We start from the raw sequence: 11,594 nt of genomic DNA, 5'->3' as shown, positions 1-11,594 counted from the left end.
GGCAGTGCCGGCAGATTTACAGTCTGCTCCCTTTGGCCACTCGGGAACCCCTCCAGGGTGTTTTTTCCTAACTCATAATGGATAGGCTAAAGAGATGTTTTTCCCAACGCATCTCTCAAGTGCGGAGCGCATCATAGCAAACACGTTAAACCTGTAAAGGGTTTTTCTTATGGTTTTGTGTTAAATGCTGCCTTTTTGGGCAAAGATGGCGAAAAGTACGCATATTGCTCGTGAAGTGAACATCTGTATTAAGATTTACGTACTGATAGGTAACACCTTGAGGTAATTAGCTTTCTGTATCGCGTTTGGTTCGTGTCATTCGTCATGAAACGTCAATTGAATTTAACTTAGATTTACACTTCTTGACGTTACAGCATTCATCAGTTGATAGAATACGGTTAATTTCATTTATAGATAATAATACCAATCGTAGTAAATAATTGGTCACCCTAGCTGGTTAAAACGCTCGATAACTGCGTTAAGAATTTTTGATTGTAGAATAACTACTTATCGAAACTATCTGTTGAAAAGAGCTGCCTTGTTCTCAAGCCTTTTCTCTACGCTATTTCTGACCACTTACCTACTGTGTTTGGTATAAACCTTACTTGCAGACCATTATTATGAAGCATAAAACTGTTTTAACCCTGCTTAGCTTGTCTATCATTATGGCGTCTCCAGCCGCACTAGCTAAACGTATGGGCCCTAGCACGGTCACTGTTGTTACCGAGCAAGTTGACATTCACCAAGTTAGCCAGTCTCTTTCTTTGGTCGGTAAGTTGGAAGCCGAGCAATCTGTAATGATCACTTCTGAAGTGGCTGGCAGAGTGAACTCTATTAACATCAAAGCCAATCAAGATGTCACCAAAGGGCAGATGTTGGTTCAACTCGATGACGACAAAGCAAAAGCAGCAGTTGCAGAAGCGCAAGCGTACCTAAAAGACGAGCAACGTAAGCTAGCGGAATTCCAACGACTAGTGAAACGTAATGCGATTACGCAAACTGAAATTGACGCTCAGAAAACGAACGTAGAGATCGCCAATGCTCGCCTAGCTGCCGCAAATGCCAATCTTAAAGACTTACACATCAGCGCGCCTTTTTCTGGTACGGTCGGTTTTATTGACTTTAGCCGCGGCAAAATGGTGACATCGGGTACAGAGCTCGTGACGTTAGATGACTTGTCTGTGATGCAGTTAGATCTTCAAATTCCTGAGCGCTACCTTTCTAAACTGTCTAAAGGTATGACAGTAACGGCTCGCACCAGTGCGTGGGGCGATACTCAGTTCACGGGTACTGTGGTGGGTATTGATTCTCGTATTAACGCCGAAACTTTGAACCTTCGAGTTCGAATCCACTTCGATAACAACAATGATTACCTAAAACCGGGCATGTTAGTGGCCGCTGATATGGATTTCCCTCCAGTAGAAGCCCCAATAATTCCAGTTCAAGCGCTTGAGTATTCAGGCACTAAGCGTTTCGTTTATGTTATTGGCGAAGATAACAAAGCGACTCGTACCGAAGTATTCCTCGGGGCTCGTCTTGATAACGAAGTCGTGATTGAAAAAGGCATCGAGATTGGTCAGAAGATCGTAGTACAAGGTATCGTGAACATGCGTGACGGTGTTTTGGTTCAAGAGCTTGCCGTCAATCGCCCTGCTAAACTTGATGAAAATACAGCAGCACAAGAAGGCGCTAACTAATGTTGTTATCTGATGTTTCTGTGAAGAGACCAGTAGCGGCTGTTGTATTGAGCCTGCTTTTGGCTGTGTTTGGTATTGTCTCTTTCAATAAGCTCGCAGTTCGTGAAATGCCCGATATTGAAAGCCCGGTGGTATCGATCAGTACTCGTTATGAAGGTGCATCTGCCACCATCATTGAAAGCCAAATCACCTCCAACCTTGAAGATCAGTTATCCGGTATCAGTGGTATCGATGAAATCGAATCTACGACACGAAACGGATCGTCACGAATCACCATCACCTTTGAACTTGGTTATGACCTCAATACCGGTGTCAGTGATGTGCGTGATGCGGTAGCGCGTGCTCAGCGTTCGTTGCCAGATGAAGCCGATGACCCGATTGTTTATAAGAACAATGGTAGTGGTGAAGCGTCGGTTTACATCAATTTAAGCTCAACTGAGATGGATCGAACGCAGTTAACCGACTACACCGAACGTGTGTTGATTGACCGCTTTAGTTTGATCTCTGGTGTGAGCTCGGTGGATATTTCTGGCGGTTTGTACAAAGTCATGTACGTGAAGCTGAAACCCGCGTTAATGGCGGGTCGTGGTGTTACCGCCTCTGATATTACACAAGCCCTACGTAACGAGAACATTGAAAGCCCGGGTGGCGAAGTGCGTAACGATGCGATTGTGATGTCGGTTCGTACTGCTCGTTCATATACTGAAGCCAAAGATTTCGAATACTTAGTGGTGAAACGTGCCTCTGATAACACACCTATCTACTTGAAAGATGTGGCGGATGTTTACATTGGCGCAGAAAACGAGAACTCGACCTTTAAGAGTGACGGCGTTGTTAACGTAAGTATGGGCATTGTGCCTCAGTCTGATGCCAACCCACTTGAGGTGGCTGACTTAGTCCATAAAGAAGTCGAAGCGATTCAAAAGTTCTTGCCTGACGGAACTCGCTTGGCTGTCGACTATGACTCCACTGTCTTTATCGACCGTTCGATCTCAGAGGTTTACAGCACACTCTTTATTACGGGTGGTTTGGTTATCCTCGTGCTTTACGTCTTCATTGGCCAAGCGCGTGCAACGCTAATTCCAGCCGTGACCGTTCCTGTATCGCTAATCTCGTCGTTTATTGCGGCGTACTACTTTGGCTTCTCTATCAATCTCATCACCTTGATGGCACTTATCCTGTCTATCGGTTTGGTGGTCGATGATGCGATTGTGGTGGTTGAGAATATTTTCCACCACATTGAACGTGGTGAATCACCATTGCTTGCGGCTTATAAAGGCACGCGTGAAGTAGGCTTTGCGGTAATCGCAACCACGCTAGTACTGGTAATGGTGTTCCTACCAATCTCGTTTATGGACGGTATGGTAGGCCTTCTGTTTACTGAGTTCTCGGTACTGTTGGCGATGTCGGTGATCTTCTCATCTGTCATAGCATTAACCTTGACGCCGGTTCTGGGCAGCAAGATTTTAAAAGCGAACGTGAAACCTAATCGCTTCAATCAATTTGTTGAACGTGTGTTTGGTAAGTTAGAAGCTGGATACAAATCGGTATTGCGCCGTGCTCTAAACTGGCGTTGGGCAGCTCCAATTATCATTATTGCGTGTATGGGCGGTAGTTATGGTTTGATGCAACAAGTGCCTTCGCAACTGACGCCACAAGAAGACCGTGGTGTTATCTTTGCGTTTGTTCGTGGTGCCGATGCAACCAGTTACAACCGTATGTCTGCCAACATGGACATCGTTGAAGAGCGCCTAATGCCGCTGCTTGGTCAAGGATTCTTGAAGTCATTCAGCATTCAATCGCCAGCGTTTGGTGGTAATGCGGGCGACCAAACGGGCTTCGTTATCATGATCCTGGAAGATTGGGACGAACGTGAAGAGACAGCACAACAAGCCTTGGGTGAGGTGCGTAAGTCTTTAGCGGGTATTCCTGATGTGCGTGTGTTCCCGTTCATGCCAGGCTTCCGTGGTGGTTCGAGTGAGCCTGTGCAATTTGTACTGGGTGGCTCTGATTACTCTGAGCTTCAGAAATGGGGCGAACTGTTAAAGCAAGCCGCTGAAGACTCTCCAATGATGGAAGGTGCGGACATCGATTACTCTGAGAAAACACCAGAGCTGTTGGTAACCGTAGATAAGCAACGTGCAGCCGAGCTAGGTGTGAGTGTTTCGGACATTTCGGACACGTTAGAAATCATGCTGGGCGGTAAGAGTGAAACGACGTTCGTTGAACGTGGTGAAGAGTACGACGTTTACCTGCGTGGCGATGAAAACAGTTTTAACAATGCCAATGACTTAAGCCAAATCTACATGCGAACTCAGTCTGGTGAATTGGTGACACTCGATACTCTAACGCATATTGAAGAAGTAGCGTCCTCGATTCGTTTGTCGCACTACAACAAGCAGAAATCGGTGACCATCAAAGCGAACCTAATGGAAGGTTACACGCTGGGCGATGCTTTGGATTTCCTTGATGAACAAGCGATTGAGCAGCTACCGGGTGATATTTCAGTAAGCTACTCAGGCGAGTCTAAAGACTTCAAAGAGAACCAATCGAGCATCTTAGTGGTGTTTGCGTTAGCGATGTTGGTGGCGTACTTGGTACTCGCGGCGCAATTTGAAAGCTTCATCAATCCTCTGGTGGTGATGTTCACCGTACCTATGGGTATCTTTGGCGGCTTCTTAGGCTTGGTGTTGATGAGTCAAGGGCTCAACGTTTACAGCCAGATCGGTATGATCATGTTGATCGGTATGGTGACCAAAAACGGTATCTTGATCGTCGAATTTGCCAACCAACTTCGAGATCGTGGTATTGAGTTTGAAAAGGCGATCATTGATGCTTCAGCTCGACGTCTACGTCCAATATTGATGACGGCGTTCACCACATTAGCCGGTGCAATCCCATTGATTACTTCAACGGGCGCAGGCTATGAAAGCCGAGTGGCAGTGGGTACAGTTATCTTCTTCGGTATGGGCTTCGCTACACTGGTCACTCTGTTCGTGATCCCTGCGATGTACCGACTGATTTCCGGATCAACACGCTCTCCGGGTCACGTGGAAGCGGAGCTTAATAAAGAACTCAGCCATGATAACGTGGGAAGAACCTCTCACGGTTAATAAACACGCCCGGTTAATGAGCACGGAATAGTGTAACAATATTGAAAAGCCTGCGTTTACTCCTAGCGAAATGCGGGCTTTTTTTGTATAACAATATCTGCTCAACACATTAAAAAATGAAAACTATTAAGGGACACTAAAGTGGCTGAATTTAAATACAAAGATCTTTCTCAAGAAGAACAAGACAAGCTGGATGCAGCAACCTTTCGTCGCCTGTTAGCACACCTAGACAACAACAAAGATGTCCAAAACATCGACCTGATGATCTTGGCGGGCTTTTGCCGTAACTGTTTCAGTAAGTGGTACAAAGCAGAAGCTGAACAACAAGGTTTAGATTTTGATATCGATGACGCTCGTGAGCGCGTATATGGCATGACTTACGATGAGTGGAAACAAAACCATCAACCAAAAGCGACGCCTGAACAACTAGCGGCATTTGAAGCGAAGCAGAAGCCAGAATAATTTGTTCTCGCTAGAAATTGATGAATAGAACAAACCAAAAAAGAGCCCATCAGGGCTCTTTTTATTTTTGCGTCGGTGTTTGTTCTGTGGTTAAGCCAACTCACCCGTTTGCGAGAAAGCTTCTAACTTCGCCGCGTACGGTTGTAGGTCACCAATATTCAGATTTACCCACTCGTCATTGAAGTAAGTGTCTAGGTAACGCTCACCGCTGTCACATAGCAAAGTCACAATAGAACCTGTTTCGCCACGTGCTTTCATTTCACTGGCTAACTGAAGCACACCGTACATGTTGGTACCGGTTGATGCGCCAACCTTGCGACCAAGAATGTCAGATAACCAATGTGTCGTTGCGATACTTGCTGCATCTGGAATTTTGCGCATTTCGTCAACCACACCAGGAATGAAGCTTGGCTCTGCTCGTGGGCGACCAATGCCTTCAATTTTGCTGAATGTGTTGCCTTTCACGTTCACATTGCCTGTTTGGAAGTATTCGTGGAATACTGAGTTCTCAGGGTCGACAACACAAAGCTTAGTTTCATGCTGTTGGTAGCGAATGAAGCGGCCGATAGTTGCAGACGTACCGCCAGTACCTGGGCTCATTACTACCCACGCTGGAACTGGGTGATCTTCCATCTGCATTTGATTGAAAATGGAGTTCGCGATGTTGTTGTTACCACGCCAGTCGGTTGCGCGCTCAGCGTAGGTAAATTGGTCCATGTAGTGACCATTCAGTTCTTCTGCTAAACGACGAGACTCATCGTAAATTTCATCTGAGCGGTCAACAAGATGCGCTTGGCCGCCGTAGAATTCAATCTGCTCAATCTTCTTCTTCGCTGTGCATTTCGGCATTACCGCAATAAACGGCAGGCCAAGTAGGCGAGCGAAGTACGCTTCAGATACTGCAGTACTGCCTGATGAAGATTCAATGATCGTTGTTTCTGGGCCAACCCAACCGTTACAGATAGCGTATAAGAACAGAGAACGCGCTAAGCGGTGCTTTAAAGAGCCTGTAGGGTGTGTGCTTTCATCTTTAAGGTAAACATCAATGCCTTCGATACTTGGTAGATCGAGCTTGATAAGGTGCGTATCCGCTGAGCGTTGGTAGTCCGCTTCAATTTTACGAATCGCGTTGTTAATCCATTGATGGTCAGTGCACATAAGCGTTCTCCTGATCGAGTGTAGGAATTCTTTGTAATTGGTATGCTTCCAATTTAGCTAGAATTTGAGAGAAAAACTTTGCCATATTTGCTTTGTTTTGCTTAAATTGTAGAAAATTATTCTCTTTAAATTCGATTTGGTGAAAGTGTGATAGATGCCGTAGATAAAAAAATATTAAGGCTGTTACAAGAAGACAGCACATTGTCATTGAACGACATTTCAGAAGCGGTCAACCTCACCACAACACCTTGTTGGAAAAGGCTTAAACGCCTCGAAGAAAACGGCATTATTGAAAAAAAAGTGGCGTTATTGAATCCTGAAAAGCTCGAACTTGCTTTTACAGCGTTCGTATTGGTGAAAACCAGTGATCATTCTCATGAGTGGTATGGTCGTTTTGTAAACACCGTATCGGAATTTCCAGAAGTGATGGAGTTTTATCGCATGGCTGGCGAATATGATTATATGATGAAGGTTCAGGTGAAAGACATGAAGTGCTTTGATGATTTCTACAAGCGCTTGGTGAATAGCATTGATGGTATCTCTAATGTGACCTCGACGTTTGCGATGGAGCCATTGAAGTACACGACGGCATTGCCTCTTTAAGCTACACCTAGCTAAAGTTAACTATCGTTTCAGTTTAGATATATTCTCAGTTTAGATCTCGCCTCTGCGATAAAGAAAAGGAATATTCATGTTTGCAAAAGTATCTACTGCTATCCAATTGGTGCTGGCCGTTGCCATTTTTTATTTGGGTTACACCATCTATTCATTTACCAATAAAGTCGGTGAAATCGTTGATACTTATCCGCAGGTCATCGAAGATTTATCCGGTCTTACCAAAGGGCTAAAAGTAGAAGAGCTATTAGCGTTTGCTGAACATGTTAATGAGCTTGCTCCTCAGGTGTTAGATACCGTTGAAGACGTTAGAAAGACCGTCGAAAAAGTGAATCAAACCGTTTCATCGGTCGATAATAAAATCCCTGCGATATTAGATGAAGTTAAAAATGTCCGAACGGAAGTCGGGCAGGTAAGAACCGATGTCTTCCCGCCCACATTGACTGAATTAAAACGATACCGTGTCGATGTGATGCCACCGATGCTCGCTGAAAGTAAATCTTACCGCGAACAAACTATCCCCACCGTTGTTGCCGAATCTGAAATGCTACGAGCGGAAGTTCCGGGTATTTTGGCACAAGCGAATTTGCTGGCAGATAAAAGTAAAGAGTTAGCTCAGGGCGCCGCAGAGGGCGCAGTGAAAGGCGTGGTGTTATCGCCATTTAATTTACTGCGAGACGCTGGTGATGGAATTAAAACTCGAGTACAAGGTGAATTCGAACCCTTGCTAGAGGCTGAATAGAGATTACGGACTGTTACGTGACAGCTTGTCGTTAGCATCATTAAAAAGAGAGGCTAGGTATTAAACCTAGCCTCTCTTTTTGTTTTCTCGTAAATATTTGGGGCTTGCAAAAAGCGTTTATTCGCTATTTATACCAATCACAGTAAGTAAGTGTTCAGGAATAGCGCAGGAAAAAAGCTTGAGAACAAGGCAGAATTTTCTGATAAGTAGTTATTCTACAATCAAAAATTCTAACGAAGTTATCGAGGTTTTTAACAAGCTAGGATGACCAGTTATTTACTACGATTGGTATTACTTGATCGCTATTTAGTAAAACGCATCACACCTTCTTGAACGGCTGTCGCTACGAGCTCACCTTTCTGATTAAAAATTTCGCCGCGCACTAGGCCACGAGTGTTCGCTGCCGTTGGGCTTTCAATCGCATAAAGCAACCACTCATCCATTTTGAATGGGCGGTGGAACCAGATAGAGTGGTCAATCGTTGCTACTTGGAAGTTCGGCGTCATGATAGAAACTTCATGAGGGTGAAGTGCTGTTACCAAGAATCCCCAATCCGATGCGTAAGCAAGCAGGTATTGGTGAATCAATTGGTTGTCTGGCATCGCGCCATTTGCTCTCACCCAAAGGTATTGTTTTGGGTCGGCTTTCTTAGGGTTAAGCGGGTTCACTATTGTTACCGGGCGCATCTCAATTGGCTTTTCGCCACAGAAAGTCTTACGCAGTTTCTCAGGCAAAAATTCAGCAATGTGGCTTGCTAACTCAGTTTCTGATGCAAAGTTCTCTGGCCCTGGGATGTTTGGCATTTCATTCTGGTGTTCAAAGCCGGGTGCGTCACCATGATAAGAAGCCGTAAGATAGAAAATAGGGCGGCCATTTTGAATCGCTTTCACGCGGCGTGTACTAAAACTGCGTCCATCTCTTAGGTTCTCAACATCGTAAATAATGGGTTTTTCAGGGTCGCCGGGAAATAGAAAGTAACTGTGGAACGAGTGAACACTGCGGTCGTCTTGAACCGTATAACGAGCAGCAGAAAGCGCTTGCCCTAATACTTGACCGCCGTATACCTGTGGCAGACCTAGGTTCTCACTTTGCCCGCGGAACAGGCCTTCCTCTAGTTTCTCTAGCTGAAGTAAATTGAGTAATTCATTTAAAGGTTGACTCATCGCCAGCATGCCTCTTGGTAAAATAGGTGTCAGATTATGGTGTTAATCATTCAGCTTAGTCAGATATCTGTCAATAAATCATAGGGTTTCGAGACAGAATATGAAAGCTCTCTTATAATTGGTGAGTAGATTTGCCGAGTCCGGCAAACATGTTGAGAGAAATTGAATATGAAAAAGGCTCTAATTCTTATTACGTCTTTAGTATCGTTTGGCCTACTTGTGGGTTGCCAAGCAACATCAGAAACCAGTGCTTCTCAGGAAGTGGTTGCAGAGAACACTCAAGTGATTTCAGGAACAGTAAGCTATCGTGAAAGAATTGCATTGCCAGAGAATGCAGTAGTGACTGTTACGCTAGAAGACATCTCACTGGCTGACGCACCATCGACCGTTATCGCGACTCAAGAGTTCACCACTGACGGTAAGCAAGTACCGTTCGCATTCGAGCTGAGCTACGACAACAACAAGATTAAAGCTAACCACCGTTACAACATGCGCGCAACGATTCACGTTGACGGCAAATTACGTTTCACTACTGACACCATTAAGTCAGTGATTACTGACGTAGAAAACACGCAACAAGCAGACCTACGTTTGGTTGGTGTCCGTTAATTCGAAATCGATGCCACTGTTAAGGCATCTTGATTAAGCTTAATTTAGTCAGTTGAATAGACGATTAGTGGCAGCTCTAGGGCTGCCATTTATATATTCTGAGTTTAACTTTTCCCGCGTCACTCACTTCAATCCCTTCTTCTTGCAAATGCTTTTTCTGACGATCAAAGGAATCCCCTTTCAAAGAGATCTCACCTTTACTATTGATCACCCGATACCAAGGTAGTTTGCTTCCTTCTGGTAGGTTACCCAGCGCTTTACCCACATGGCGCGCATAACCCGGAAATCCTGAAAAACGTGCGATGTCTCCATAAGTTGTTACTTTCCCATATGGAATTTGGTGAATCACAGCAAAGATTTGGGGCAAAAATTGGTCCATACTAAATGTTCCTAGTTCATAAATACCAATCACAGTAAGTAAGTGTTCAAAAATAGCGCAGGGAAAAAGCTTGAGAACAAGACAGATTTTTCGATAAATAGTTATTCTACAATCAAAAAATCTAACGAGGTTATCGAGGCTTTTAACAAGCTAGGGTGACCAGTTAATTACTACGATTGGTATGGTACCACGGATCGGTAGAAGGAGAGGGCTATGGTATTTTCAACGTTTCAGTTCTTGATCACCACATTATTAGCGGTTGTTTGCGCGAGAGCAATCAGTTTAAGTGAGGGAGATATCCCAGTACTTGCAATGGTCATTCCTGCATTATGGATTCTACCGCAGGGCGGTATCGCAGGTTTAGCTTTGCTTGCTGCCATGACCACTTACGGTCTAACCCTTCCTTTGCAACCCATCACGCTCTCTGTCAGTGTATGGGTGTTATTCCCACTATTGATGGTGGTCTTTTCAAAACGCAGCAGTTTGTCGGTCGTGATTATTTCTGGCTTGATCGTCGCAACGCTACAAGTCGGGATCATGGTGACGCAATCCGCAGGAAAGCTTGATGGCGTTCCGTGGGTTACCACGCTGCAAACTTTGTCGATCATCGTGATTTGGTGGGCGGCAAATCATCTTAAACCAGCCAGTCGACACAGCTGGTGGTCATTAGGCTTAATACTTCCATTATGGATGGCCGATTTACCTTATGCCGCTTTGGTTGCTTTGTGTGTCACGGGTATCATGGCATCGATGGAAACACTGACGCGCTTGAAAACTTTCCGTTGGAATAAGCTGTTGTGTTGGACATTGCCAACAGTCGGTTTTGCGGCTTTGGTGATAACCCCAAGTATCGAAGTGCCTAGTCCCGTTTTTGTGGTGTGGTTATGTTTGTTGGGCACCGCTTGGATGACAGACTACATCCTTCGCACCGAAGATAATGAAGACATCGATATTTAGCTCTTATGTAACCAAACCTTCCAGCAGCAGGTAAATGGCGAATTTACCTGCGATTTGCGAATGGGTTGAATAAAGGATAAGCACTTAGAACGCAATTGTTCAAAAATAGGGTGGAAGGGCTTGCAATGGTTGCTGCGATGCTTAATAATCCAATCACTCTTTGAGGCAAGCCTCTTAGAAAAAGAATCTATGGAGGCTCTGGTCCTCCCGCAACACTAACTTGTGAACTCGGTCAGGCCTGGAAGGGAGCAGCCGCAGCAGGCGACGTGTGTGCCGGGATGTGGCTGGGGCTTCCACCCATTAAAAAAGCCGCTCTTAATGAGCGGCTTTTTGCTATCTGCAGTTTGCCTTTTTCTTGTTCAAGAACGTTTCATCTTTCTTAATTCGCAGGTAGCACCACCGCAGACGCTTCTTCCTCTGAATCTTCTTTGTCTTCGACTTTTTCAGTTACCCAATCAATCGTCTTTGTTAGATAAAGCTTGTTGGTTTCGGTATCAGACCAACGTTTTTATAATCCTCAACTCAACTCAACTCAACTCAACTCAACTCAATTGGTCAAAAACCGATGGGGTTCAAAACGCTTTTTACCCTGATTTCGAAGGTTATGATGAGTTACGTTTAGGTGATTTTAAACAAAGAGTTATCGCAATATTCACTTAATCACATCGTGAATAATGCACACTCGGATTTATATAGGCT

At 44.8% G+C, this 11,594-nt stretch carries 10 protein-coding genes and 1 other RNA gene; 8 read left to right on the top strand and 3 right to left on the bottom strand.

Going from position 1 to position 11,594, the window contains the following annotated elements; genetic code table 11:
* Positions 1 to 620: 620 nt before the first annotated feature.
* From AB6C75_RS14355 to AB6C75_RS14345, 3 genes are all read left to right on the top strand, one after another.
* Positions 621 to 1,697 carry an efflux RND transporter periplasmic adaptor subunit gene (locus AB6C75_RS14355; RefSeq protein ID WP_372108023.1) on the top strand — a complete coding sequence of 359 codons (1,077 nt, stop codon included), beginning with the start codon at positions 621 to 623 and terminating at the stop codon, positions 1,695 to 1,697.
* Complete coding sequence (gene vexH, locus AB6C75_RS14350) at positions 1,697 to 4,810, top strand: vibriobactin export RND transporter permease subunit VexH (RefSeq protein WP_372108022.1); 3,114 nt, start codon at positions 1,697 to 1,699, stop codon at positions 4,808 to 4,810. The genes AB6C75_RS14355 and vexH overlap by 1 nt, the downstream gene beginning before the upstream one ends.
* A gap of 141 nt (positions 4,811 to 4,951) precedes the next feature.
* A complete protein-coding gene (locus AB6C75_RS14345; RefSeq protein WP_017103199.1) occupies positions 4,952 to 5,272 on the top strand; it encodes a DUF1244 domain-containing protein in 321 nt (106 codons plus the stop codon).
* A gap of 90 nt (positions 5,273 to 5,362) precedes the next feature.
* Here the strand turns inward: AB6C75_RS14345 and AB6C75_RS14340 are convergent, their stop codons facing one another.
* The gene (locus AB6C75_RS14340) at positions 5,363 to 6,430 is read right to left on the bottom strand and encodes a PLP-dependent cysteine synthase family protein (RefSeq protein WP_135382505.1); all 1,068 of its coding nucleotides are present in this window, start codon (positions 6,428 to 6,430) and stop codon (positions 5,363 to 5,365) included.
* Between the two features lie 147 nt (positions 6,431 to 6,577).
* On the opposite strand from AB6C75_RS14340, the gene AB6C75_RS14335 reads away from it, so the two are divergent.
* Together AB6C75_RS14335 and AB6C75_RS14330 are read left to right on the top strand one after the other, a co-directional pair.
* Entirely contained in the window at positions 6,578 to 7,033 is a 456-nt protein-coding gene (locus tag AB6C75_RS14335; RefSeq protein WP_009847256.1) for an Lrp/AsnC family transcriptional regulator, read from the top strand.
* Positions 7,034 to 7,121: 88 nt separating this feature from the next.
* Positions 7,122 to 7,787: a hypothetical protein gene (locus AB6C75_RS14330; protein WP_269336106.1), complete on the top strand. Its 666-nt coding sequence runs from the start codon at positions 7,122 to 7,124 to the stop codon at positions 7,785 to 7,787.
* Positions 7,788 to 8,089: 302 nt separating this feature from the next.
* Here the strand turns inward: AB6C75_RS14330 and tesB are convergent, their stop codons facing one another.
* Positions 8,090 to 8,950: an acyl-CoA thioesterase II gene (gene tesB / locus AB6C75_RS14325; protein WP_012604483.1), complete on the bottom strand. Its 861-nt coding sequence runs from the start codon at positions 8,948 to 8,950 to the stop codon at positions 8,090 to 8,092.
* A gap of 168 nt (positions 8,951 to 9,118) precedes the next feature.
* Between tesB and AB6C75_RS14320 the strand changes: the two genes are divergently transcribed.
* The gene (locus AB6C75_RS14320; protein ID WP_009847253.1) at positions 9,119 to 9,559 is read left to right on the top strand and encodes a YbaY family lipoprotein; all 441 of its coding nucleotides are present in this window, start codon (positions 9,119 to 9,121) and stop codon (positions 9,557 to 9,559) included.
* Between the two features lie 76 nt (positions 9,560 to 9,635).
* Here AB6C75_RS14320 and AB6C75_RS14315 read toward each other — a convergent pair whose 3' ends face one another.
* A complete protein-coding gene (locus AB6C75_RS14315; protein ID WP_009847252.1) occupies positions 9,636 to 9,938 on the bottom strand; it encodes an MGMT family protein in 303 nt (100 codons plus the stop codon).
* A 213-nt stretch (positions 9,939 to 10,151) separates the two neighbouring features.
* Between AB6C75_RS14315 and AB6C75_RS14310 the strand changes: the two genes are divergently transcribed.
* Together AB6C75_RS14310 and ffs are read left to right on the top strand one after the other, a co-directional pair.
* Positions 10,152 to 10,895, top strand: a complete 744-nt coding sequence (locus tag AB6C75_RS14310) for a hypothetical protein (protein WP_009847251.1) — start codon at positions 10,152 to 10,154, stop codon at positions 10,893 to 10,895.
* Positions 10,896 to 11,091: 196 nt separating this feature from the next.
* Positions 11,092 to 11,188: signal recognition particle sRNA small type (gene ffs / locus AB6C75_RS14305), an RNA gene on the top strand.
* Positions 11,189 to 11,594: the final 406 nt, after the last annotated feature.

This window comes from Vibrio sp. 10N.237.312.B06 (assembly GCF_041464685.1).
Taxonomy (GTDB): Bacteria; Pseudomonadota; Gammaproteobacteria; order Enterobacterales; family Vibrionaceae; genus Vibrio; species Vibrio tasmaniensis_A.
This window is presented reverse-complemented; position numbering and strand designations above follow the sequence as displayed.